We start from the raw sequence: 23,320 nt of genomic DNA on the forward strand, positions 1-23,320 counted from the left end.
CCGCCCCCGGCACCGTCGCCTCCTTCCGCAACCGCAGCCAGGACGGCTTCTCCGGCGGTGGCCAGATCGGCTACAACTGGCAGATCACCCCCGGCTCCGGCCTCGTGATCGGTGTCGAGGCCGACGCCCAGTACCTCGACTTCGGCCGTAACCGGAACAACGCCTTCGTCTCCGGCGCGCTGGCCCCCGGCTACTACGTCACCGACCCGCGCGGCCTCTCCAGCCTCGACTTCTTCGGCACCGTGCGCGGCCGCCTCGGCTACGCCTTCGACCGCACCCTCGTGTACGGCACCGGCGGCTTCGCCTACGGCTCCGGCAGCGCCGACCGCTCCTTCGGCGGCTACGCCGGCAACGACAGCTTCCGCACCGGCTGGGCCGCCGGCGGCGGCATCGAGTACGCCCTGCCCACCGACTCGTTCCTGAACTTCTTCCGCTCCTCGGCCGTGACGCTCAAGGTCGAAGGCCTGTACGTCAACCTCGACCGCAACACCCGCAACCAGGGCGCGTTCGTCATCAACGCCGCCAACAACTTCCCGGTCGTCTACAGCGGCATCGGTCGCCGCTCCGACGAGTTCGCCGTCGTCCGCGCCGGCCTGAACTACAAGTTCGGCTCCTACTGAGATCGACCAGCGACGGTCGGGTGCGACGCTCGCACCCCGACCGTCGCACCCGACCCGACACGCGAAGGGGCCGCTTCCCACAGGAGGCGGCCCCTTCGCCGTTCAGGCGGCCGGAATCCGGCCGGGCCTCGACCCGGACTTGACCCGGACTTGACCCGGCGCCGCCTCAGTAGCCCTTCCAGAGGCCGGGTGTGGCCAGCTCGAGCAGGTGCCCGTCCGGGTCGCGGAAGTAGACGCTGACGCCCCCCCGCGGCCAGCGGGTGCGGCCCTCGACGGCCACGCCGGCGGCCGCGAGATGGTCCTCCCAGGGCGCGAGGGCGTCGGCGTCGATCGAGAACGCGATATGGGCCGGGCCGCGGCCGTCATGGGGCGGTATGAGACCGCCCGGCGTCTCGATCGGCTGCAGGGACCCGCCTTCCGGAAAGAGCAGGAGGACGCCGCGGCCGCCGACGTCGAAGGCGCGCATGCGGAAGTCGGTGAAGAGGCAGCGCAACCCCATCGTGTCGCGATAGAAGGCCTCGGCGCGGTCGAGGTCCGCGACGTACAGCGCCGTCTCCAGGATGGCGTTGAGCTCGGGCACGGCGATCTCCTGGCGGCGGCGCGGTCACGGCCCGCAAGACCCCGTCCGGTCCGGGCCGGGCCGGTCCGGGCCGGCGCAGCGCCGGGCGGCGGCCGCACCGGGCCAACCGGCCGGTCCCGGACTCGGTTCGCCGCGGGCTCAGACGGCCGACGGCCGCGGCACGCCCGAGTCGGGGCGCGGGGCGCGGCCCGGCACCAGCGACAGGGCGGCCGAGAGCAGGGCGAAGACCACGAGCGGCAGGAGGCTCAGGGTGAAGCTGCCGGTCCCGTCCTTGATCGCGCCGATCAGGTAGGGGCCGAGGAAGCCGCCGAGATTGCCGACCGCGTTGATGGCCGCGATGCTCGCCGCCGCGGTGGCGGGCGGCATCTGCTCGGTCGCGAGCGCCCAGAACGGGCCCTTGAGCATGTAGACGCCCATGGCGGCGATCGTCAGCGCCGCCACGACCGGGCCGAGCCCCGACAGGACCGTGCCGCCCGCGAGCCCCAGCGCCAGGATCAGGAACGAGAGCGCGAGGTGCCAGCGCCGCTCGGCGGTCCGGTCGCTGTGCCGGCCCCAGAGGACCATCGCCAGGGACGCGAAGCCGTACGGGATGCTGTTCAGGAGCCCGGTCTCGACGTTGCCGAGGCCGAAGCTCTTGACGATCTGCGGCGTCCAGAACGACAGCCCGTAGCTGCTCGCCGTCGAGCCGAAATAGATCGCGGCGAAGAGGGCGAGCCGCCGGTCGCGCAGGATGTCCCAGAGCGGCGGCTTCGCGGGCTGGCCGCTGCGGGTGTTGCGCGCCGCCTCGGCCCGGAGCTGCCGCTCCAGCCAGTCCCGCTCGGCCGCCGGCAGCCACGCCGCGTCCCGCGGGCCGTCCGGCAGGAGCCACAGGACCGCGACGGCCAGGAACACCGCCGGCAGGCCCTCGAGGATGAACAGCCACTGCCAGCCGGCGAGGCCGAACCCCGTCACGTTGAGCAGCGCGCCGGAGATCGGCGAGCCCAGGAACGACGAGATCGGGATCGAGATCATGAAGACCCCGATGATCCGCGCCCGGTAGGCGGAGGGGAACCAGTAGGTGAGGTAGAGGATCACGCCGGGGAAGAAGCCGGCCTCGGCGAGCCCCAGCAGGAAGCGCAGGCCGATGAACGACCACGGCCCCTGCACCAGGGCCATGGCGGCGGAGATGAGCCCCCAGGTCGCCATGATCCGGGCGATCCACAGCCGCGCCCCGAAGCGCTCCAGCATCAGGTTGCTGGGGATCTCCATCAGGAAGTAGCCGAGGAAGAAGATGCCGGCGCCCCAGCCGAACACGGTCGCCGAGAGGCCGACATCGTGGTTCATCTGGATCGCCGCGAAGCCGACATTCACGCGGTCCAGGAAGGAGACGAAGTAGGCGAGGATCAGGAACGGCACGAGCCGCCAGCCGATCCTGCGCATCGCCGAGCGTTCCAGGGCGGCCTCGTCCGGGGAGCCTGTCGCCAAGCCTGTCATCGAGCGTGTCCTCGTCGCGTCATGGAATCCGCGCGGCGTCGAGGGCGTCGATGCACCGCCGCGATGGCGGTGAGACGGATATCTCGGGCTTCCTCGCGGGCCGGTCATCTCTGGCGGTGACCTGTGCCGAATCTGCTTACCCCGTTCCCGATGCGGCTGGGAAGCGCTCGCGCGGCTTCGATCGATCGGACTTGTTGGAGGGAACGGCGTATTCGTGTGGCAGGATACCGTTGAACTACGCCGTGCCGGCGACACAGTAGGCTCGTGCAGCGGGGCTGTAGGGGTGCCGATGGCCTGTTCGTCTTTGCGAGCGCAGCGAAGCAACCCAGGGATGCGAGACATCGGTCAAGCTTGGCGCAGCTGGATTGCTTCGCTGCGCTCGCAAAGGCACGGAGCCAGTTCTGCGCGATCTCTGTCGCCGGACCGCGACCCTCTCCGCGTTCGGGTACCCGGAAAAGGCGCGCACGCACGGACCTGGAGCCGCTGAACCCGCGCCCACGTCCCGAGGTCTTGAAAGAGGGCGACCCTTGCGCCTCAGCCCTTCTTGACGTTCCAGAACACCGGCACGCCGTCGAGGACGCCGGTCAGGGACGGCTTGTACGAGGTCTGGTTGAAGTACTGCCCGAGGGGCAGGTAGGTCAGGTCGACGAAGGCCTGCTGCTGGAGTTCGCCGGCGAGCCGCTTGCGCGCGGCGGTGTCCGGGGCGTCCAGCCACTGGTCCCGCAGCGCCTCGATCCTCGCGCTGGTGGGCCAGCCGATCGCGGCGCTCTGTCCGGTCCCGCGCAGGAAGGCGCTGACCGCGGGATTCGCCTGGTCGAGCCCCGCCCAGAAGGTGCAGAAGGCGCTCCAGCCGCCCTGGGCGACCGGCTCCTTCTTGGCGCGCCGCTGCACCACCGAGCCCCAGTCCATGACCTGATAGTCGACGTTGAAGCCGGCGCGCGTGAGCATGTCGGCCGCCACGTCGGCGAGCGCCTTCAGGCTCGGGAAGTCCGAGGCGCCCATCAGCACCACCTTCTCGCCCTTGTAGCCGGCCGCCGCCAGCGCCGCCTTGGCGCCCGCGTAGTCGCGCTTGCTGGTCAGGGCGTCGAGGCCGACGTCGCTCGCCATGGGCAGGCCCGGGCAGAAGAAGCCCGTCGGCACGTGAATCAGCTTGGGATCGGTGCCGGTCACCGCCTGCATGAAGTCGGTCTGGTCGACGACCTTCAGCAGCACCTGCCGGATCGCCGGATTGTCGAAGGGCGGCTGGAGCTGGTTCATCCGCAGGCAGCCGATCAGGCCGGTCGGGTCGGTGATCCGCGTCGTCAGCCCGCGGAGGGTGGGCACGAGGTCGGCCGGCGGCTGCTCCCACCAGTCCATCTCGCCCGTCTGCATGGCCGAGGCGGCGGTCGCCTGATCGGGGATGACGTTCCACTCGACCCGGTCGACGTGGACGCGCTTCGGGCCCGAGGTCCATTGCGGCTCGCCGCCCTCGCGGGGGACGTAGCCGGCAAAGCGCTCGTAGACCACCCGGGCGCCGACCACGCGCTCGTCCGCCTTGAAGCGGAACGGGCCGCTGCCGACCATCTCGGTCACCTGCGTGAACGGGTCGGTCTTGGCGAGACGCTCCGGCATGATGGCGCAGATCGAGGAGCCGACCTTGCCGAGCGCGTCCGGCAGGAGCGCGAAGGGCTTCTTCAGGCGGAACTGGATCGTCCGGTCATCCGGGGCCGAGAGCTCGTCCGTGTAGGCCATGAGCGTCTGGCCCATGGCGTCGCGCTTGCCCCAGCGCGCGACGCTCGCCACGCAGTCGCGGGCCAGGACCGGGCTGCCGTCGTGGAAGGTCAGCCCGGGCCGCAGGGTGAGGCGCCACAGCGTGCCGTCGTTCTCCACCGTGTGGCCCGCCACCATCTGCGGCTGGGCGGCGTAGGCGGCATCGGTGCCGTAGAGCGTGTCGAAGACGGCGAGCCCGTGATTCCGGGTGACGTAGGCGGTCGTCCAGATCGGATCGAGCACCGTCAGGTCGGCCTGCGGGATGAACTTGAGCGTCCGGGCGGCACTGCCCTGCGCCAGCGCCGGGGTCGCGAGGGCGGCCCCCGACAGGGCCATGAAGGATCGTCTGTTCAGCATGCCGACTCGCCCGAGCGTTGCAATCCCGCTCAGGTTAGCACGCGGCGGGCCAAGCGCATCACAAGCGCATCACAAGCGCATCACGGGCGCACCGGTCAGCGTGCCGGTCAGCGTGCGGCCGCCAGATCCTGCACGAGGGTCAGGACGCGGCGGCGGATCTCGGGATCGTCGATGCGCCGGTAGGCATGCAGCAGGGCGTCGGCCTCGTCGGCACGCCCGCCCGCGACGCCCGCGCCCCGCTCCGCACCTGGAGGGCCGTACAGGGAGGTGGCCGGAACCTGCAGCGCGTCGGCGATCCGCTGCAGCAGCCGCCCGGCACCCGGCGCGCGCGGCGGTGCGGAGCGCTCGAACAGGTCGTCCTCGGGCGCCGCAGCCCCGGAGGATCCGCTCCGGACAGGTGACTTCGATCCCATCGGCGGTCAGGCTCTGGCGCGCGGGCTGGCTCGAGCATTCATAATACAGAAGACCGGCAGGACGCGAGTGGCCAGCACGCAACAGTTGCATGAATGCGTCAAAGAAGTCTTGAGGTTGCAGCTACCGAACCCGTAGATCGACCGGACCGGAGCCGCACACGTACACCGCCATGCCCAAGACCAACGCGTCCGTCGGTCAGACCTGTCCCGAAGCCTTCCAGATCGCGCTCGATTCCGCCGACATGATCGGGCACTGGGCGTGGGACCCTGCGACGGACCGGGTGCGGGTCGACGCCCTGGTGGCCCTCCTGTTCAAGGTCGATCCGACCGCGGCGGAATCCGGCATCCCGCTGGCCGTCTACGAGGAGGCCATCCACGTCGACGACCGCGACCGGGTCGACACCCTGATCCGCCGCAGCGTCGCGGCGGGGAGTTCCTACGTCGCCGAGTACCGGGTGATCTCCGTCGACGGCCGGATGCGCTGGGTCCTGGCGCGCGGCCGCTTCACCAGCGACCGTCGCGGCCGGCCGACGGGCGGGCGCGGGATCCTCGTGGACATCACGGCGCTGCGCGCGCGCGAGGCGATCGGCGGCGCGACCGCGCCCGACCTCGGCGACACGCCCCTGGACCGGGCGGTCGAGCACGCCCTCGCCGCGCAGGACGCCGTCGCGGCGCTGGGCGATCCGGCCCTGAAGGCCGAGGCGGACGCGCTGCTGATGGCGCTGGGGCGACGGCTGGCCCGGCGGCAGGTCGCGGAACGGCGCCGCCGCCTGAACTGAAGCGTGACGGCAGCGGCGCGGCGGCAACCACTAAATCCCGCCGCTAATTGTGCGCCTTGTTCGTGCAAAGCGGGGATGAACAAGCTTTCGTCAAGATAACGACTTTATTGGCCGCGAGCAGGTGCGGGACCGGCAGCGGCGTTGCCGGAGCCCCGTTCTCACCCGAGCGCGTCGCGCGCGCGCCGTTGCCGTCCGGACCCGGCGGGTCCGGCTTCCCGGGATCGTCGTCATGCACTTCACCGTCACCGCACGCCTGTCCGCGCGCCGGTTCGCCTACCAGCACGCCTCGGTCCTGACCGCCCTGGATCAGGGCATGAGCCTGATCGCGGCCGGCATGGCCGAGGTGACGATCACGGACGGCAGCGGCGAGGCGCGGACGCCGGCCGCGCTGTACCAGTCCCTGTTCGGGGCGCCCGGTCCCCTGCGGCGGCGCCCGGCGCCCGCGCAGGCGCAGGCGCAGGCCGCCTGATCCCGGACGACCCGATCGCGCGCGACGTCCGCCCCGCAACAGATCGTCCCGCAGCGGATCGCCCCCTCGCCGGGCGGCGACGGGGCAGTGTCCGCAGGTGCTCGGGCGATCACGCCTTCGGTTTCACGACCCGAGGCCTGGAAACGACCGCGGCCCATCTCGACTAAAGAGAAATTTGACCAGTACGACGTCGTCTTTCTGGACAACGGCCGAGATCAGGCTTAACCTCGGTGTGTTCGTGCCGCCGACATGCGTGCTCGAATGCTTCCAAGGATCATCTTACATGAAGCGCCGCAGCGCGCGACCGTTCATGGTCGAAGTCAAGCAGACCCGTTCGGCCCGCACAACGCTGACTGCCACCGAGGCGCGGCCGCGCCCGGACAAGATCCTGTGGCCGGAACTGGCGCAGGCCGCCCTCGCGCCGCCCGCACCCGCGCCCGCCCCTCAGGCGGCACCGGCGCCGCGCCCGGAACGGAAGGTGCCGGACGCACCGGTGCGCCGCGTCCTGCCGAGCCTCATGCCGATGTTCGAGGCCCCGGCCGAGCCGGTCCTCGAAGCCGCCGCCGAGGAGGCCGCGACGGACCCCGCCGCCGAGACCGTCCCGGCGCCGCGGGCGCGGCGCGGGCGGCCGCGGGCGGCCGCGCGGGACGCGCTCCCGCAGGTGCAGACGGTGCCGTCGCGCCCGGCCGTGCCGACCGCCCCGCCGCCGGCCCCGCCCGTCGACGAGGCGCCCGCCCGCGTCCCGCCGCCGGCCGCGTCGGGTCCCACGTCGGGTCCCACGTCGGGTCAGGGCCCGTCGCCCCGGTCGACGGCAGGGCGGCGGACGAACGAGCTGCGGCTCGGCGAGCGCTGGAAGCGGCGCCTGCCGCACTTCATGCGCTGATCCCGCGTTGACGGCCCGGCCGCGCCCTCGCGGCCGGCCGCGTCAGGTGAAGAACGGCCTGAAGTTCTCGAGCCATCCGCGCAGCCAAGCCTCGCAGCCCTGCCGGGCGCCTTCGGCGTCCTGGCCGTGCCCCCAGATGTCCTCGGCCAGCGGGCTCCACCAGGTCCAGAACCGGCTCGATCCGTCGTAGGCGCAGATCCCCACGACGACCGTCCCGACCCGGCCGACGAAGCGCGGGAGCGGCACGCCGGCGGTCTCGTCCTGCGTCCAGGTGATCAGGGTCCGGGGCATGCCGTGAGAACGGTGGCCGCCCCGGGATGTTCACGGGCCCGGATGTTCGAGATGTTCGACCGGACGGATCCGCCCGGCGCGTCGGGGACCTAGGCCGCCCACCGCTCCGGCACCGGTCCCGCGGCCAGCCGCGAGTTGCGGTAGCGCGCGTCGTCGGTGACCTCGCGCTCGACCCAGGGAGGGAGCACCACCGGCTGGTCCTCGCGCTCCAGTTCGATCTCGGCCAGGATCAGGCCCGCGAGGTTCCCGCCGAACACGTCGACGTCCCAGACCGCCCCGGCATGCGCGACCCGGTAGCGGGTCTTCTCGAGCCGCCGGCCGGGCGGCACGGTGGCGAGGAGCGCCGCGCCGTCCTCCGGCGCGATGGCGAACTCGATCTCGTCCCGGCTGGCGCCGCGGCGCGGGCTCTTCCACGTGATCAGCGCGCGCTCACCGGCCCGGCGGATCCGGATCGTGTTGGCCGCGTCGGTGAAGAGGTATCCCTGAACCAGGGGCGTCCCCGCCCGGCACAGCGCCAGAACCGACGGGTTCGCGATGAACTTGCGCTCGATCTCGACAGCCATGCCGCGCCTCGTGGACGTTTGACGCGTCAGCCTTCGCCGACAAGCCGGCCCGCGACAAGCCGCCTGGCGGGGATGAGCACAGCGTTACAGGCATGGCTCGGTGCCAATGCGCGCGGGCTGCAATGGGATCGTGTTAAACTTATGTAAAAGCGTGAGGAGGCCGTCGATTGCAGAAGCATCATCAGAAATCCCGCCCCTCTCCATCCGCGAGGTCAGCGCTGAAGACGGCATCCAAGCGGCCGAACTTGAAGAAGCTGCTCCGCAAGGCGCAGGTCAAACCGCTCAAGCAGGTGGCGGCCCTGCCGTTCCGCGTCGGCGCCGACGGCCGGATCGAGGTCCTGCTGATCACCTCGCGCGATACCGGGCGCTGGATCATCCCGAAGGGTTGGCCGATGACCGGCCGGAAGGCCCATCAGGCCGCCGCGCGGGAGGCCTACGAGGAGGCGGGGCTCGAAGGGCAGATCGCCGCGAACCCGGTCGGACGGTACCATTACCAGAAGCGCTTCGACCACGGCCGCGCCTTCCCCTGCATGGTCCGCGTCTACCCGCTGCGGGTCGAGGCCCAGCACGAGCGCTGGCCGGAACAGGCCCAGCGCACCCTGCAATGGTTCGCGCCCGAGGAGGCGGCGCGCCTCGTCCACGAGGACGAGCTCCAGGAACTCCTGACGGATTTCGCGGCGCGGCCGATCGAGATCCGCGGCGACGGGCGCGGCTGACGGGCGCCGCGACGGGCACGGGCGGGCGGACCGCCGCCGCGCCCGAACATTCAACTCCTGATCTGCGGCCTGACCGGCGCGCGGCGGCGCCCGGAAGAGCCTCGTCCGCATCGCGGATCGGACCCGTGTCCGGGCGAAATGCAACTTCTGATTAGTATCCGCGGGTTAAGGTTCCCGCCGTCGCAGATGGGCGGGGCACCTCGATGTATCGCGCGTTCGCTTGCCTGACCGAGGAACATACCGGCTGGGTGGTCGCCCTGGCCGCCTGCGTGTGCTGGATCTCCTGCGCGGTCGCCCTCAAGCTGGAGCAGCGCGTCCAGGTCCGCGCCGACGGGCACGGGCCGGTCTGGCTCCTGGCCTCGGGCTTCTCGATCGGGGCCGGGATCTGGAGCACCCACTTCATCGGCATGCTGGGCTACGATCCCGGCGTGGTGCTGGGCTACGAGCCGCGCACGACCCTGCTCTCGCTGATCGTCGCGATCGCGGCCGCCACTGTGGCCTTCCTGTTCGCCCGGACCACGCCGTCGCGCTGGGCCGGGGCGGGGGCGGGCCTCGTGCTCGGGATCGGCATCGCCTGCATGCACTTCCTCGGCATCGCCGGCGTGCGGCTGCCGGGGCACTTCACCTGGGACCCCGCCATGGCCGCCACGGCGATCGCGGCGGGCTGCGGGCTCGCGGCCGCCGGCATGGCCATCCATGTCGGCAGCGCGGGCGCGCGGGCTCGGCTCGCGGCCGCGACCGTCCTGACCCTCGCCATCGCGGTCCTGCACTTCCTCGCCATGGCGGCCGCCCGCGTGGTGCCGGACCCGGCCCTGGCGGTCCCGCAGCTCGGCCTCGCCCGGGGCGTCCTGGCCGGCGGCATCGCCGGCGTGATGGCGGTGATCCTGGCCTTCGCGGCGCTGACGCTGATGCTGGACCACCTGCGCCGGATCAACGTCGCCCTGGCCCGGCAGGGCCGCATGCTGCGGGAGAAGACCCTGCTGCTCGACGCCACCCTCGACAGCATGGACCAGGGCCTCATCATGGTCGACGCCGGCGGCGTGGTCCGGGTCTGCAACGAGCGGGCGCTGGCGCTCCTCGACCTGCCCCGGGCGATGATGCAGGCGCGGCCGAGCTACCGGGCTGTGCTGCGCCACGAGGCGAGCCGCCGCGAGCGCCGGCGCCCGGACCGCTCCATCCGGACCTGGATCGAGCGCGGCGAGGCCGGGCAGACGCAGGTTCACGAGCGGGCGCGGCCCAACGGCCTCGTGCTCGAGATCCGCACCGTGCCCCTGGCGGATGGCGGCTTCGTGCGGACCTTCACCGACATCACCAAGCGGAAGGCCGCGGAGGCCGAGGTGGCGCGCCTCGCCCGCCACGACGTCCTCACCGGCCTGCCGAACCGGGCGCTGTTCCACGAGACCCTCGCGCGCAGCCTCGTCGACATCGTCCAGCGCGGCGGCGCCTGCGCGGTCCTGTACCTCGACCTCGACGGCTTCAAGAGCGTGAACGACAGCCTCGGCCACCAGGCCGGGGACGAGCTCCTCCGGCGCGTGTCGGCCGGCCTGCGGGGCATCGCGGGGGACGGGGCGGTGGCCCGGCTCGGGGGCGACGAGTTCGCCGTGCTCTCCGCCGGCGGCGCGGCCGAGGCCGAGGTCCTGGCCGAGCGCCTCATCGCGCTGTTCCACAGCCCGTTCAGCGTGGGCGGGCACCGGGTCGGCGTCGGCCTGAGTGTCGGCATCGCGCTGGCCCCCGAGCACGGGACGGATGCCGAGCCGCTGTACCGCCGCGCCGACCTCGCCCTCTACCGGGCCAAGGCCGAGGGCCGCGGCACGTACCGGATCTTCACCCCCGCCATGGACGAGGAGGCCGAGGAGCGGCGGGTGCTCGAGCGCGACCTGCGCCAGGCCCTCGACGACAACACCCTGAGCCTGCACTACCAGCCGCAGGTGGAGGGCCACACGGGGGCGCTCGTCGGGTTCGAGGCGCTCCTGCGCTGGACCCACCCGGTCCGCGGCAGCGTGTCGCCCAACGTGTTCGTGCCCCTGGCCGAGGAGACCGGCCTGATCGTGGCGCTCGGCGACTGGGTGCTGCGCGAGGCCTGCCGCGAGGCGGCCCAGTGGGCGCAGCCCCTGAAGGTCGCCGTCAACCTCTCGCCCCGCCAGTTCCAGAAGCCCGGCCTGCCCGAGACCGTCCTGGCGATCCTGGCCGAGACCGGTCTCTCGCCGGACCGCCTGGAGCTGGAGGTCACCGAGAGCATCATCATCAACGACATGGCGCGGGCCGTGGGCATCCTCCGCCGCCTGAAGAGCTACGGCATCCGGATCAGCATGGACGATTTCGGGACCGGCTACGCCTCGCTCGCGACCCTCCAGGCCTTCCCGTTCGACAAGCTGAAGATCGACCGCTCCTTCGTGGCGCAGCTCGGGACCGGGCCGCAGGCCGCCGTGATCGTCCGGGCCGTGCTCAGCCTCGGCCGCAGCCTCGGCATGGGCGTCGTCGCGGAGGGCGTCGAGACCCACGCGCAGATGAAGTTCCTGACCGAGGAGGCCTGCGGCGAGATGCAGGGCTTCCTGTTCGGCAGGCCGCGCCCAATCACCGACTACGCCGCCGCGGTCGGCGGTCCCGCCGGCCCCGCCGAGGAGTCCGCCCGGGCCGAGCCGGGCCTCGCCGCGGTCGGCTGAGCGGGATCGCCGATCCGCCGCCGGGAACCCGCCCGATCGCTCCGACGTTGGCCCCGCAGATTGGATCACTTCTAAGGTCCAAGCTCTCGTCCCCCGCCGGGACGGCCTCCGGGCCGCCGGCCTCACAGGAGCCCGACCATGAACGCCAAGTGCGAGACCTGCCGGTTCTTCGACGAGCACAAGGGCAACGGCGCCGTCGCGCAGAACGATGCCGGCCTGTGCCGCTTCAACCCGCCGGTCAGCCAGCCCGCGCCCGAGTCCAAGGGTCTCTGGCCGGTGGTCGCCGCCCAGGACTGGTGCGGCCACTACACCGCCGAGATGACCGCGGCCGAGTAGGCGCGTCCGCCGCGCGACGATCGGGGCCGGCCTTCGGGTCGGCCCTTTCATTTGGGCGGGTCCCGGCGCGGCCCGCCGCAACTTTCGCGTCCCCGGCCGCGCCGCCCCCCTGACCATCGCGGGAGCGGGCTCTACCTTGGAGCCGATCCAGGGTGCCGCCGCTTTGCGGGATGTCTTGCCGGGATGTCTGCCGGGATGTTCCGCCCGCGGGCTCCGGCGACCGGGATCCCGTCCGCGCCTTCGTGATCTGAACCGGAGAGAGACTTGATGGTGAGCGCCGAAACCGTGCCCCAGGACCCGGGCGCCAGACCTGCGCGGACCGACGCACCGGTCCTCGCCGCCGTCACGTTCACGGTGAACGGCGAGCGGCGCACGCTCGAACTCGACACCCGCACCAGCCTGCTCGACGCCGCGCGCGAGCACCTGCACCTGACCGGGTCCAAGAAGGGCTGCGATCACGGCCAGTGCGGCGCCTGCACGATGATCGTCGACGGGCGGCGCATCAACGCCTGCCTGACGCTGGCGATCATGCACCAGGGCGCCGAGATCGTGACCGTCGAGGGCCTGGGGCAGCCCGACAGCCTGCACCCGATGCAGGCGGCCTTCGTCAAGCACGACGGCTACCAGTGCGGCTACTGCACGCCCGGCCAGATCTGCTCGGGCGTGGCCGTCCTGGAGGAGATCAGGGCCGGCATCCCGAGCCACGTCACGGCCGATCTCGGCGCGGCGCCGCAGGTGACCGAGACCGAGATCCGCGAGCGGATGAGCGGCAACCTCTGCCGCTGCGGCGCCTATTCCAACATCGTCGAGGCGATCACCGAAGTCGCCGGGAGCCGCGCATGAAGTCCTTCACGTACGAGCGCCCGGGCACGCCCGCCGCGGCCGCCGCCGCCGTCGCCGCCACGCCCGACGCCAAGTTCATCGCCGGCGGCACCAACCTGCTCGACCTGATGAAGCTGCAGATCGAGACCCCGCGCCACCTCGTCGACGTGAACGGGCTCGGCCTCGACGCGGTCGAGCCGACCGAGGAGGGCGGCCTGCGCATCGGCGCCCTGGTGCGCAACACCGATCTCGCGGCCCATCCGCGGGTGCGCGCGGATTACGGGGTCCTCGCCCGCGCGCTGCTCGCCGGCGCCTCCGGCCAGCTGCGCAACAAGGCGACCACCGCCGGCAACCTGCTGCAGCGGACCCGCTGCCCATACTTCTACGACACCGCCCAGCCCTGCAATAAGCGCCAGCCGGGCTCCGGCTGTTCGGCGCTCGACGGCGTGAGCCGCCAGCTGGCGGTGATCGGCGGCAGCGAGGCCTGCATCGCCACGCATCCGGGCGACATGGCGGTGGCCATGCGCGTCCTCGACGCCACCGTGGAGACGATCGACGCCGGGGGCGCCGCGCGGAAGATCCCGATCGCCGAGTTCCACCGCCTGCCGGGCGACGACCCGTCGCGCGACACGAACCTCGAGCCCGGCGAGCTCATCACCGCGGTGACGCTGCCGAAGCCCGTTCCCGGCACGCACATCTACCGCAAGGTCCGCGACCGCGCCTCCTACGCCTACGCGCTGGTCTCGGTGGCGGCGATCCTGGGCAAGGACGGCTCCGGCCACGTCGCCTTCGGGGGCGTCGCCCACAAGCCCTGGCGGGTCGAGGCGGCCGAGGCCGATCTCCCGAAGGGCGCCCGGGCCGTGACCGACCGGGTCTTCGCCGACGCCAAGCCCACCCACGAGAACGCCTACAAGCTGAAGCTCGCCGAGCGGACCCTCGGCGCCGCGCTCAACCAAGCGAGGGCCTGAGCCATGAAGTTCGACACCGCCGCGGGCCCGAACCCGATCGACCGCCTCAAGGTCGTCGGCCTGCCCACCGACCGCATCGACGGCAAGTACAAGACCACTGGCACCGCGCACTACGCGTACGAGCGCCACGACGCGGCCCCCGACGCCGCCTACGGCTACGTGCTGGGCTCCGCCATCGCCAAGGGCCGGGTGCGCAGCATCGACACGGCCTCGGCCCGGCAGGCGCCCGGCGTCATCGGGATCGTCACCACCCTCGACACGCCGCGGATCGAGCGCGGCGTGATGAACGTCGCCTACCTGTTCGGCGGCGACGTGATCCAGCACTACCATCAGGCGATCGCCGTCGTGGTGGCCGAGACCTTCGAGCAGGCCCGGGCGGCCGCCTTCCTGGTGACGGTCGATTACGCCCCCGAAGCCGGTGCGTTCGACCTCGCCGCCGCGGCGAAGACCGCCGAGCCGGTCCCGGCCGACAGCGGCGAGGGCAGCGGCGGCAACGGCGAGGAGCGGACCGGCGACTTCGAGGGCGCCTTCGCGCAGGCCCCCGTGACGCTCGACGCGACCTACACGACGTCCGACGAGAGCCACGCCATGATGGAGCCGCACGCCACGACGGCGGCCTGGGACGGCGATCGGGTCACGCTCTGGACCGCCAACCAGATGATCGGCTGGGGCCACGGCAGCCTCGCCAAGATGCTCGGCCTGCCGAAGGACAAGGTCCGGCTCGACGCGCCCTATGTCGGCGGCGGCTTCGGCGGCAAGCTGTTCGTGCGCGCCGACGCGGTGCTGGCGGCGCTCGCCGCGAAGGCCACCGGGCGACCGGTCAAGGTGGCGCTGACCCGCCCGCTGATCGCCAACAACACCACGCACCGCCCGGCCACGATCCAGCGGGTCCGGATCGGCGCCCAGCGGGACGGCACCATCACGGCGATCGCGCACGAGAGCGTCTCGGGCAACCTGCCGGAGGGCGATCCCGAGACGGCCGTGAACCAGACCAAGTACCTCTACGCGGGGGCGAACCGCCTGACCGCCATGAAGCTCGCCCGGCTCGACCTGCCCGAGGGCAACGCCATGCGCGCCCCCGGCGAGGCCCCGGGCCTCGCGGTGCTGGAGGTCGCCATGGACGAGATGGCCGAGAAGCTCGGCCTCGACCCGGTGGAGTACCGCATCCGCAACGACACGCAGGTCGTCCCGACCCAACCGGACCTGCGCTACTCCCACCGCGACCTCGTCGGCTGCCTCAAGCTCGGCGCCGAGCGGTTCGGCTGGGCCAGGCGCAACCCGAAGCCCGGACAGGTCCGGGAGGGGCAGTGGCTCGTCGGGCACGGCATGGCGGCGGCGTTCCGCGACAACATGGTGCTGAAGTCGGGCGCCCGGGTGCGGCTCTCCGCCGACGGCACGGTCACGGTCGAGACCGACATGACCGATATCGGCACCGGCAGCTACACGATCATCGCGCAGACCGCCGCCGAGATGATGGGCGTGCCCCTCGACCGGGTCGTGGCGCGGCTCGGCGATTCGGACTTCCCGGTCTCGTCGGGCTCGGGCGGCCAGTTCGGCGCCAACTCGTCGACCGCGGGCGTCTACGCGGCCTGCGTGAAGCTGCGGGAGGCGGTCGCGCAGAAGCTCGGCTTCAACGCCACCGACGCGGTGTTCGAGGAGGGCGAGGTCCGCGCCGGCAACCGCGCCATCCCGCTCGCCCGGGCCGCCGCCGACGGCGAGCTCGTGGCCGAGGACGCGATCGAGTTCGGTGAGTTCTCGAAGACCCAGCAGGTGTCGACCTTCGGCGCCCACTTCGTCGAGGTCGCGGTGGATGCCTATACGGCGGAGGTCCGGGTACGGCGGATGCTGGCGGTCTGCGCGGCGGGGCGCATCCTCAACCCGAAATCCGCCCGCAGCCAGGTGATCGGCGGGATGGTGATGGGCACCGGGGCGGCCCTGATGGAGGAACTGGCCGTCGACACCAAGCGCGGATTCTTCGCCAACCACGACCTCGCCGGCTACGAGGTGCCGGTCCACGCCGACATCCCGCACCAAGAGGTGATCTTCCTCGACGAGGTCGACCCGATGTCCTCGCCCATGAAGGCCAAGGGCGTGGGCGAGCTCGGCATCTCGGGGGTCGGCGCCGCGGTCGCGAACGCGATCTACAACGCCACCGGCATCCGCGTGCGCGACTACCCGATCACCCTCGACAAGCTCCTCGACCGCATGCCGGACGCGGCCTGACAGGGGTGCGGGGACGTCCTGCCGGGCGTCCCCTACGGGTCCACGACGTGGAAGCTGGCCCGGGCCCGCATCACGAGGCGACCGTCCTCGTCGTAGGCGCGGGCGGTGAAGTCGTTCACCCCGGTCTCCTCGCCCTCGTCGTGCAGGAGCGCCGTCAGGGTCCGGCGCAGCAGGTCCAGCAGGGCGGCCCGGTCCGGGAGGACCGTGCCCTCGTCGTCCCGGACGGCGACGTGGTCGGCGGTGTCGATGAAGTAGCGCGGCATGGGTGTCTCCAGGATCGGGATGACCGGGACGGGAGCGCCCGCAAGCCTCGCCGGCGGCCGATCAGGGATACAGATCGGGTCGGCGGCCGCACTCATCTGGGTTTGAAAGACCGGGCTCATCGTCCGGGCGCGAAGGCGCGCGGGCTCGAACGGAAGAGGGGCCGCGGATCCCCCGGCCCCTCGCTCCGTCGTTCCCCCCCGGACGGGATCAGTACTTCCGGATGATCGGCTCCGGCGCCATCGGGACCGGATCCGCCCCGAACCGGTAGGTCAGGCCGGCGTAGATCGAGAGCGGCTGCGCCAGGGTGGTGGTCCGCGGGTCGTTGATCGACAGGTTGCCGGCGACCGCGCCCGTCTCGGCGAAGGTGCCGAACGTGGCGTAGCGGTTGTTGGTCAGGTTGGTGATCAGTCCGAAGATCTCCAGGTTCTTGCTGACCTGATACTTCGTCGTCAGGTTCATCACGTAGTAGGCCGGCAGCTTGCGGTTGAGGTTCGATTCGTCACCCCGGTAGTAGGACGACGAGAAGGCCGAGACGTTGAGGCCGAAGCGCCAGTTCGGGGTGATGCTGTACTCGAAGCCCGCCTTGATCTGGTGATCGGGGATCAGCGGGATCTTGTCGCCCGGCCGGACGCGGATGCCGCCGTTCGGGATCACGTCGCCGCCCACGGCGCCGCCGGCCGCGCCGGTGCTGGCCAGCGGGTTGTTGGGCGACGAGAGGGTCGCGTTGAACTGGAAGGTCGCGTCGACCAGGGCGTAGTTGGCGTAGACCAGCAGGTCGGGCGTGACCGCGTACTCGGCGCCGACCTCGATGCCCTGGCGCCGGGTCGCCGGGACGTTGATGTAGTAGGCGCGGGCGGCGTTGCCCGCGACGGCGACCTGGTAGAGGTCGTTGCTCAGGTCGGTGCGGTAGACGCCGGCCTTGTAGGTGAGGGCGCCGCCCGACAGGAAGGCCGGGATCACACCGCGGAAGCCGGCCTCGTAGGTCCGGCCGGTGACCTGCTTGAGCGGCGGATCGGCCACGAGCGAGTTCGGCAGCAGGCACGGCTGGGTCGGACTGGAGCAGGACAGCTCCAGCGGGGTCGGGGCGCGGTTCGATTCCGAGTAGCCGCCGTAGAGGTTCAGCGCCGGGTCGAACTGGTAGGTCAGGCCCGCGAGCGGGTTGACCTTGGTGTACTCGTGCACGCCGGTGACGTCCGGCGAGAACCCGGTCTGGTCCCGGGTCTGGATGCGGGCGTAGTTGAGCCGGAAGCCGCCGGTCAGCGACAGCCGGTCGGTCACGTCCAGCGTGTCGGTGGCGTAGAGGCCGAGATACAGGGTCGAGCCGCTGACGTTGCCCGGCGCGAGGCCGATCGCCCCCAGCGTGCGGATGTCCGGCGTGCCGAGGCCCGGGATCGTGCCGTAATACGGGTTGTTCGGATCGACGGTGATCGACAGGTTCGGGTTGATCACGCCCAGCTGGCTCGCCGACTTGAACGAGAAATTCGAGGCGTCGACGCTGCCGCCGACCACGAAGGCGTTGTTCAGGCCGAAGATCCGGTCGCGGTTGGCGGCCTGGAGCGAGCCGCCGTAGGATTCGGCCTCCGTCCGGGTCGTGTCGATCGTGCCGTACGGGATGTTCCGGACGAACGGGATCGTCTGGTTGTTCAGGCCCAGGATCGCGAACTGGTTGGCGTAGGCCCGGCGCGCCGCCACCTGGCTGGTGGGCGGCGCGTTCACGTTGAACGCGTCGTCCTGGTAGCAGAGCGAGCCCCGGAAGCTGCTGCGGCTGCTGCAGTTCTCGAAGTTGCCCTGGTTGCCGTCGACGTAGAACTCGCTGAAGCGCCGGTAATAGGCGTTGCCGGCGAGGTCCCAGGTCGGCGAGAGATCGACCCGGCCGGTCAGCTGGAGCGTGCCCACCTGCGTCGTCTGGGTCTGCGGGTAGGTGAAGATCGCCCGCGGGTCGAGATGGGTGAAGTCCACCGGCGTGGCGGCGGCGGCGCCGTAGAAGCTGCGGGCGGCGAGCCCGATCAGGTGGAACTCCGAATCCTGCGAGCGGTAGCCGAGATCCGCGTAGAGGCGGCCGATCGTGCTCGGGTTCTGGTAGCGCCAGCCGCGGTCGTTCAGGCCGTCGCCGGTGAAGTAGAAGCTCCAGGGACCGGAGATCTTGCCGTACTCGAGGTAGCCGGCGGTGCGCGCGTCCGAGCCGCCCCAGGCCGAGATCTCGGTGCCCTGCCAGGTGAAGCCGTTCTTCATCTGGATGTTGACCGCGCCGCCGATGGCGTTGAGGCCGAAGACCGGGTTGCCGGTGACCACGTCGATGCGCTGGATCGCCTGCGGCGGGATCAGGTCGAAATTGACGACGTCGCCGAACGCCTCGTTGATGCGCACGCCGTTCTGGTAGACGGCGAGCCCTTGCGGCACGCCCTGCACCGACGAGGCCGTGAAGCCGCGGTAGCTGAGATCGACCCGGTTCGAATTGCCCTGCGAGTCGTTGAGGTTCACCCCGGGCGTGCGCCGCGCCAGCGTGGCGATCACGTTGTCGGAGCCCTGATCGACCTCGATCTGCCGCGCCGTGACGGTCTCGACGGTGCTGGGGATCTTGTTGAGCGGCTGCTCGGAGCCGCGCAGCCGCACCCCGCCGGCCGGGGCCGGCAAGGTCGGCGCGGCCTGGGCGAGCGTATCGAGATTCTGGGCGCCGCTGGAATTGCCGACGCCCGCACCCACCGGCGACGTCGAGACGACGCTGATCTCGCCGAGGGTGACGGATTGTTGAGCCTGCGCGACACCCGGCAACAGAGCCACGGACGCGATCAAGCTGCCTCGCAGGGCCCGCATATCTTCCCCCAACCTGGATTCGAAGGCACGCGCCGCTTCGCGTCGGCTGCGTGCGCCTCACTGATCTCGGGTCGGGTCGCGACCTCAATTCACATTCTGTTTAATCCCTGCGGGGGACGACTTGCGGGCTCGAATGATCGGGCCTGTGGCGTAAAGACAACAAAAGAGGAAGATCGCGGCAAGTCTTCGGGATTATTATGAAGGACATCGCGGGATAATTGCGCAATCGGGCCGGTCCTCCGGGGCGGCGTCCGAGGCCGCGCGCCGGGTCGTCAGGACCGGTCCCGGCTCTCACGGCGGCGGCAGGCGGACGGCGACCTCGTTCCGGCGCAGGAACGGGATCGCGAAGGGCGGGTCGTAGCCCATGACGAAGGGCGCGCCCGCCGGTGCGCGGCCGGCCGCCGCCAGGACGGCGGCGAGGATGCCCGCCTGCGCGGCCCGCGCCTCCGGGGTGAGGCGGCCGGAGAAGCGCAGGGCCGCGACCCGCTCGGCCGGGACCTCGACCAGCCGGACCCCCGGCTCGGTCGGGGCCGGCGCCCCGGCCGCAGCCACCGCGCGGGGCAGGAAGAACCGCATCGTGCCGGTGCCGTCCCGCTCCACCGGGACGGTCATGGCGATGCGCTGGGCGATGTGCTGGGCGATGCGCTGGCCGCCGCTCTCGACCGGCGCCGTCATGGCGATGCGGTCGCCCGCCCGGTTCGCGCCGGTGATGTAGCGGAACAGCCGCCCGAAGGCGTCGCCGTCGCCCTGGCCGCGCGCGTCGGTCTCGACCGCGAGGCGCGGCGCGTAGGACCGGATCTCGACCCCGCGGTCAAGGCGCTCGACGACCGCGTAGGCGGGCTGCTCGTAGAGCGCCCGCACGCCGAAGATCCCGAGCACCGCCTCCGCCAGGGTGACGAGCGCGTACATGACCCTGTCCATGGGACCTCCGGGGGCGGGCGCGGCGTCTCCCGCGCGCGGAACCTCCCGCGGGAACATGGCGCCGGGACCGCCCGTCGCCGCCCGGCTGCGGCGTCAGGTCTCTGTCAGGTCTCTGTCAGGTCTCCGCTGGTCCCAGCAGCGCCCCGCCGCGTCAGGGCTGCCCGCCCTGCTGCCCGCCCCTCGGCCGCCTCCGCCGCGCGCCGACGACCTTGCGCAGCACGCGCGAGACCTGGTCGGCGGAGTAGGGCTTGGGCAGCAGCTCGAAGTCGCGGATCCCCTCCTGGGCGAGGGCGTGGCTGTAGCCGGAGGCCAGAACCACCGGCAGGTGCGGCATCCGCTGCCGGAGGAGCCGGGCCAGCGCGATCCCGCCCATGCCGGGCATGACCACGTCGGAGAACACGGCGTCGAAGGCCGCGCCGTCGGCCCCGAGTTGATCCAGCGCCTCCTCGGCGTTGGTCGCCCAGGTCGTCGCGTAGCCGAGATCCTCCAGGATCTGCGTGGCGAAGCGGCCGACCTCGATGTTGTCCTCCACCACCAGAACCCGCTGCCCCGCGCCGCCGGGGTCGAGGGCGGCGGCCTCCGCGGCGGCGGCGCAGGACGCCTCGGGCTCGACCTGCGGCAGGTAGAGCGTGAAGGTGGCGCCGCGGCCGGGCGCGCTCTCGACCGCGACGTCGCCGCCGGACTGCTTGGCGAAGCCGAAGACCTGGGACAGGCCGAGTCCGGTGCCCTTCCCGACCTCCTTGGTGGTGAAGAACGGCTCGAACACCCGCGCCAGCACGTCCGGCGCGATGCCGGTGCCGGTGTCGACGAGGTCGATCGCCGCGAACGGGCCGGGCGCGCCGGCATGGCCGCGGATCGGCGGCAGCGCCGCGCCGCAGCGCAGGCGCAGGGTCAGCGTTCCGGCGCCGTCCATGGCGTCCCGGGCGTTCACCGCCATGTTGACCAGCGCGGTCTCGAACTGGCTGAGATCGACCCGGATGAAGCAGGGCCGCTCCGGCAGCTCGGTCACGACCGCGATGCGGGCGCCCGTGACCGTGTCGAGGAGGTCGGCCACGCCGCGCAGCCGCGCGCCGACGTCGAGGATCTCGGGCTTCAGCGCCTGTCGCCGCGCGAAGGCGAGGAGCTGGCCGGTGAGCTTCGCCGCGCGGTCCACCGTCTCCGAGACGGCGTTGAGGTAGCGGGACCGGCGCTCCTCCGCCAGGTCCGGCCGGCGGAGGAAGTCGACCGACGAGCGGATGATCGTCAGGAGGTTGTTGAAGTCGTGGGCGACGCCGCCGGTGAGCTGGCCCACCGCCTCCAGCTTCTGCGACTGCCGCAGCGCCTCCTCGGCGTGCCGGAGCGCCTCGGCCTGGGCCTTCTCGGCGGTGACGTCGCGGCCGTAGGCGTAGACCTGCGCGCCCTCGACGGAGGTGCGCCACGAGATCAGCCGCAGGGTGCCGTCCCTGTGCCGGTAGCGGTTCTCGAAATCGGTCAGGTCGCGCGCCGCGGCGGCCGCTTCGAGCGCCTCCTGGGTCGCGCCCGCATCCTCGGGCCAGATGAAGTCCAGGAAGCTGCGCCCCACCACCGCGGCGGGCTCGTGCCCCAGGATCGTCTGCCAGGCCGGATTGACCGCGCGGAAGATGCCGTCGGCCCCGACCACGGCCAGCAGGTCGCGCGAGTTGCGCCAGACCCGGTCGTGCTCGGCCGTGCGCTCGGCCACGCGCTGCTCCAGGGTCAGGTTGAAGCGCACGAGCTCGGCCATGAGCCGCTTCTGGTCGTCGATGTCGGTGCTGGTGCCGACCCAGCGGGTGACCGCGCCGTCGGCGCCCAGGACCGGCTGCGCCCGGGCCAGGAACCAGCGATACGCGCCGTCGGCGCGGCGCAGGCGGTACTCGGACTGGTAGTCGGCCCGCGACCGGACGGCCGCCCGCCATTCCTCGTCGACCCGGTCCTGATCGTCGGGATGGATGATCCCCCGCCAGCCCGCGCCGTCGAGGGTGCCGGGCTCCCGGCCCGCGTAGGCGTAGACGCGCGCGTTGAACCAGTTCGCCGCCCCGGCCGCGTCGGTCGCCCAGACGAAGTTCGGCAGCACCTGCGACAGGACCCGGAACTGCGCCTCGCTGGCGCGCAGGGCTTCCTCGGCCTGCTTGCGGGCGGTGATGTCGATCGCCGTGCCGATCACCCGCACGCAGCGCGCGCCCTCGAAGATCCCGCGCCCCTTGGCGGCGACCCAGCGCACGACGCCGTCCTCCTTGCCGACGGTGCGGTACTCCACGTCGTAGACGGCGCGCCGCGCGGGATCGAGGGCGGAGGCGTAGGCCGCGCTCGTGGCCTCCCGGTCCTCGGGATGCAGGCCGGCGTAGTAATCGGCCATCGTGACCGGCACGTCGGCCGAGATGCCGAACATCGCCTTGACCCGCGCGGGCCAGAACAGGGTGTCGGCGACGACGTCGACGTCCCAGAGGCCGATCTCGGCCGCCTCGGTCGCGAGCCGCAGGCGCCGCTCGCTCTCCCGCAGCTGCTCCTCGGTCCGGCGGCGCACCGTGTCGTCGAGATGCAGCCCGTCCCAGACCAGCGTGTCGCCGACGCGGCGGGGGGCCGAGATGATGCGCGTCCAGACGTGGGTGCCGTCCGGCCGGCGCATGGGCGCCGCGACGTCGAAATGCGCGAGGTCGCGGATCGCGGCGGCCTCCGCCTCGGCGACCGCGGCGCGGTATTCCGGCAGGATCAGGTCGTAGGCGACCGCCGGGTCGGCGAGCACGTCCCCGGCCGCCAGGCCGGTCATGCGCTCGAAGCCCTGCGACACGTAGAGGAAGCGTCGGTCGGCGCCGTCGGGGGCCATGGCGAGCTGGTAGACGTAGCCGCCCGGGAGGTGGTCGGCGAGGGCCCGGATCCGGGCCTCCGCCTCGCGCAGGCGCGCCTCGGCCTGGACGCGGCCGGTCGTCTCCGTGCAGGCGCAGTGCAGGCCGGCGACCCGGCCCGCCTCGTCGCGCACCGGCGCGTACGAGACGGTGAACCAGGTCGGCTCGTCGTAGCCGTGCCGGTTCATGGTCAGAGGCATGTTCTCGGACCACGTCGCCGCGCCGGCGAGCGCCCGGTCGATCAGGGGGCCGATCTCCGGCCAGATCTCCTTCCAGACGTCGCGGAAGCGCGCACCGAGCGCCGCGGGATGCCTGTCGCCCAGGATCTCCGCGTAGGCGTCGTTGTAGAGGAAGACGAGGTCGGGCCCGAACGCCACGAACATCGGGAACCGCGATCCCAGGATCAGGCTCAGGGTCGCCCGCAGGCAGGGCGCCCAGCTGTCCGGCGGGCCGAGCGGCGAGCCGAACCAGTCGTGGGCGCGGATCCGGGCGCCCATCGCGCCGCCCTCCGCGAGGAAGGCCGGGGGCGCGGTCCCGACGGTCTCAGGCATCGGACCAGGCGCGTGACTCGGACAT

Annotated in this window: 20 protein-coding genes; 10 read left to right on the top strand and 10 right to left on the bottom strand. The window is 72.1% G+C overall.

Features of this window, described 5'->3' with window-relative positions; genetic code table 11:
• The coding region (locus BM419_RS15395; protein ID WP_091926928.1) for an outer membrane protein at positions 1-620 on the top strand (620 nt) is incomplete at its 5' end.
• A 166-nt stretch (positions 621-786) separates the two neighbouring features.
• Here BM419_RS15395 and BM419_RS15400 read toward each other — a convergent pair.
• The 4 genes from BM419_RS15400 to BM419_RS15415 form a co-directional block, all read right to left on the bottom strand.
• A complete protein-coding gene (locus BM419_RS15400; RefSeq protein ID WP_020094093.1) occupies positions 787-1,200 on the bottom strand; it encodes a VOC family protein in 414 nt (137 codons plus the stop codon).
• Positions 1,201-1,338: 138 nt separating this feature from the next.
• Positions 1,339-2,673, bottom strand: coding sequence for an MFS transporter (locus BM419_RS15405; protein ID WP_091926929.1), 1,335 nt, complete (start codon positions 2,671-2,673; stop codon positions 1,339-1,341).
• A 534-nt stretch (positions 2,674-3,207) separates the two neighbouring features.
• A complete protein-coding gene (locus BM419_RS15410) occupies positions 3,208-4,779 on the bottom strand; it encodes an ABC transporter substrate-binding protein (protein ID WP_091926930.1) in 1,572 nt (523 codons plus the stop codon).
• A 107-nt stretch (positions 4,780-4,886) separates the two neighbouring features.
• The gene (locus BM419_RS15415; protein WP_091926931.1) at positions 4,887-5,192 is read right to left on the bottom strand and encodes a hypothetical protein; all 306 of its coding nucleotides are present in this window, start codon (positions 5,190-5,192) and stop codon (positions 4,887-4,889) included.
• 170 nt (positions 5,193-5,362) lie between these two features.
• Between BM419_RS15415 and BM419_RS15420 the strand changes: the two genes are divergently transcribed.
• The 3 genes from BM419_RS15420 (at position 5,363) to BM419_RS15430 (ending at position 7,323) form a co-directional block, all read left to right on the top strand.
• On the top strand, positions 5,363-5,971 hold the full coding sequence (locus BM419_RS15420) for a PAS domain-containing protein (RefSeq protein ID WP_056533577.1): 609 nt from the start codon (positions 5,363-5,365) through the stop codon (positions 5,969-5,971).
• Between the two features lie 229 nt (positions 5,972-6,200).
• Positions 6,201-6,440: a hypothetical protein gene (locus BM419_RS15425; protein WP_091926932.1), complete on the top strand. Its 240-nt coding sequence runs from the start codon at positions 6,201-6,203 to the stop codon at positions 6,438-6,440.
• A 283-nt stretch (positions 6,441-6,723) separates the two neighbouring features.
• The gene (locus BM419_RS15430; protein WP_091926933.1) at positions 6,724-7,323 is read left to right on the top strand and encodes a hypothetical protein; all 600 of its coding nucleotides are present in this window, start codon (positions 6,724-6,726) and stop codon (positions 7,321-7,323) included.
• A 42-nt stretch (positions 7,324-7,365) separates the two neighbouring features.
• On the opposite strand, the gene BM419_RS15435 is transcribed toward BM419_RS15430, so the two are convergent.
• Complete coding sequence (locus tag BM419_RS15435; protein WP_020094086.1) at positions 7,366-7,614, bottom strand: hypothetical protein; 249 nt, start codon at positions 7,612-7,614, stop codon at positions 7,366-7,368.
• Positions 7,615-7,703: 89 nt separating this feature from the next.
• The gene (locus BM419_RS15440) at positions 7,704-8,177 is read right to left on the bottom strand and encodes a CYTH domain-containing protein (RefSeq protein ID WP_056533583.1); all 474 of its coding nucleotides are present in this window, start codon (positions 8,175-8,177) and stop codon (positions 7,704-7,706) included.
• A gap of 245 nt (positions 8,178-8,422) precedes the next feature.
• On the opposite strand from BM419_RS15440, the gene BM419_RS15445 reads away from it, so the two are divergent.
• The 6 genes from BM419_RS15445 to paoC all read left to right on the top strand — a co-directional run bounded on the left by BM419_RS15445 (position 8,423) and on the right by paoC (position 15,905).
• Positions 8,423-8,893 (top strand): NUDIX hydrolase, encoded by a 471-nt coding sequence (locus tag BM419_RS15445; RefSeq protein WP_020094084.1) that lies wholly within the window; start codon positions 8,423-8,425, stop codon positions 8,891-8,893.
• A 203-nt stretch (positions 8,894-9,096) separates the two neighbouring features.
• On the top strand, positions 9,097-11,556 hold the full coding sequence (locus BM419_RS15450; protein ID WP_091926934.1) for a bifunctional diguanylate cyclase/phosphodiesterase: 2,460 nt from the start codon (positions 9,097-9,099) through the stop codon (positions 11,554-11,556).
• Positions 11,557-11,694: 138 nt separating this feature from the next.
• Entirely contained in the window at positions 11,695-11,892 is a 198-nt protein-coding gene (locus BM419_RS15455) for a hypothetical protein (RefSeq protein ID WP_012321181.1), read from the top strand.
• A gap of 267 nt (positions 11,893-12,159) precedes the next feature.
• Positions 12,160-12,735, top strand: coding sequence for an aldehyde dehydrogenase iron-sulfur subunit PaoA (gene paoA, locus BM419_RS15460; RefSeq protein WP_020094082.1), 576 nt, complete (start codon positions 12,160-12,162; stop codon positions 12,733-12,735).
• Positions 12,732-13,682, top strand: a complete 951-nt coding sequence (locus BM419_RS15465; protein ID WP_020094081.1) for an FAD binding domain-containing protein — start codon at positions 12,732-12,734, stop codon at positions 13,680-13,682. Before paoA ends, BM419_RS15465 begins: the two co-directional genes overlap by 4 nt.
• A 3-nt stretch (positions 13,683-13,685) precedes the next feature.
• Positions 13,686-15,905, top strand: coding sequence for an aldehyde oxidoreductase molybdenum-binding subunit PaoC (gene paoC, locus BM419_RS15470; protein ID WP_091926935.1), 2,220 nt, complete (start codon positions 13,686-13,688; stop codon positions 15,903-15,905).
• A gap of 32 nt (positions 15,906-15,937) precedes the next feature.
• Here paoC and BM419_RS15475 read toward each other — a convergent pair whose 3' ends face one another.
• The 4 genes from BM419_RS15475 to BM419_RS15490 all read right to left on the bottom strand — a co-directional run bounded on the left by BM419_RS15475 (position 15,938) and on the right by BM419_RS15490 (position 23,295).
• Positions 15,938-16,168, bottom strand: a complete 231-nt coding sequence (locus tag BM419_RS15475) for a DUF6894 family protein (RefSeq protein ID WP_091926936.1) — start codon at positions 16,166-16,168, stop codon at positions 15,938-15,940.
• A 208-nt stretch (positions 16,169-16,376) separates the two neighbouring features.
• On the bottom strand, positions 16,377-18,983 hold the full coding sequence (locus BM419_RS15480; protein WP_091926937.1) for a TonB-dependent receptor: 2,607 nt from the start codon (positions 18,981-18,983) through the stop codon (positions 16,377-16,379).
• Positions 18,984-19,274: 291 nt separating this feature from the next.
• On the bottom strand, positions 19,275-19,904 hold the full coding sequence (locus BM419_RS15485; RefSeq protein ID WP_091926938.1) for an SOUL family heme-binding protein: 630 nt from the start codon (positions 19,902-19,904) through the stop codon (positions 19,275-19,277).
• Between the two features lie 151 nt (positions 19,905-20,055).
• Positions 20,056-23,295 (bottom strand): PAS domain-containing protein, encoded by a 3,240-nt coding sequence (locus BM419_RS15490; protein WP_091926939.1) that lies wholly within the window; start codon positions 23,293-23,295, stop codon positions 20,056-20,058.
• Between the last annotated feature and the right edge of the window lie 25 nt (positions 23,296-23,320).

The sequence above is a fragment of the Methylobacterium sp. yr668 genome, from assembly GCF_900116245.1.
Classification (GTDB): domain Bacteria; phylum Pseudomonadota; class Alphaproteobacteria; order Rhizobiales; family Beijerinckiaceae; genus Methylobacterium.

Excerpts from the sequence above, each read along its gene's own strand:
- BM419_RS15405 (WP_091926929.1), bottom strand. The coding sequence starts at position 2,673 with ATGACAGGCTTGGCGACAGGCTCCCCGGACGAGGCCGCCCTGGAACGC.
- BM419_RS15410 (WP_091926930.1), bottom strand. The coding sequence starts at position 4,779 with ATGCTGAACAGACGATCCTTCATGGCCCTGTCGGGGGCCGCCCTCGCG.
- BM419_RS15415 (WP_091926931.1), bottom strand. The coding sequence starts at position 5,192 with ATGGGATCGAAGTCACCTGTCCGGAGCGGATCCTCCGGGGCTGCGGCG.
- BM419_RS15420 (WP_056533577.1), top strand. The coding sequence starts at position 5,363 with ATGCCCAAGACCAACGCGTCCGTCGGTCAGACCTGTCCCGAAGCCTTC.
- BM419_RS15425 (WP_091926932.1), top strand. The coding sequence starts at position 6,201 with ATGCACTTCACCGTCACCGCACGCCTGTCCGCGCGCCGGTTCGCCTAC.
- BM419_RS15430 (WP_091926933.1), top strand. The coding sequence starts at position 6,724 with ATGAAGCGCCGCAGCGCGCGACCGTTCATGGTCGAAGTCAAGCAGACC.
- BM419_RS15435 (WP_020094086.1), bottom strand. The coding sequence starts at position 7,614 with ATGCCCCGGACCCTGATCACCTGGACGCAGGACGAGACCGCCGGCGTG.
- BM419_RS15440 (WP_056533583.1), bottom strand. The coding sequence starts at position 8,177 with ATGGCTGTCGAGATCGAGCGCAAGTTCATCGCGAACCCGTCGGTTCTG.
- BM419_RS15450 (WP_091926934.1), top strand. The coding sequence starts at position 9,097 with ATGTATCGCGCGTTCGCTTGCCTGACCGAGGAACATACCGGCTGGGTG.
- BM419_RS15455 (WP_012321181.1), top strand. The coding sequence starts at position 11,695 with ATGAACGCCAAGTGCGAGACCTGCCGGTTCTTCGACGAGCACAAGGGC.
- paoA (WP_020094082.1), top strand. The coding sequence starts at position 12,160 with ATGGTGAGCGCCGAAACCGTGCCCCAGGACCCGGGCGCCAGACCTGCG.
- BM419_RS15465 (WP_020094081.1), top strand. The coding sequence starts at position 12,732 with ATGAAGTCCTTCACGTACGAGCGCCCGGGCACGCCCGCCGCGGCCGCC.
- paoC (WP_091926935.1), top strand. The coding sequence starts at position 13,686 with ATGAAGTTCGACACCGCCGCGGGCCCGAACCCGATCGACCGCCTCAAG.
- BM419_RS15475 (WP_091926936.1), bottom strand. The coding sequence starts at position 16,168 with ATGCCGCGCTACTTCATCGACACCGCCGACCACGTCGCCGTCCGGGAC.
- BM419_RS15480 (WP_091926937.1), bottom strand. The coding sequence starts at position 18,983 with ATGCGGGCCCTGCGAGGCAGCTTGATCGCGTCCGTGGCTCTGTTGCCG.
- BM419_RS15485 (WP_091926938.1), bottom strand. The coding sequence starts at position 19,904 with ATGGACAGGGTCATGTACGCGCTCGTCACCCTGGCGGAGGCGGTGCTC.
- BM419_RS15490 (WP_091926939.1), bottom strand. The coding sequence starts at position 23,295 with ATGCCTGAGACCGTCGGGACCGCGCCCCCGGCCTTCCTCGCGGAGGGC.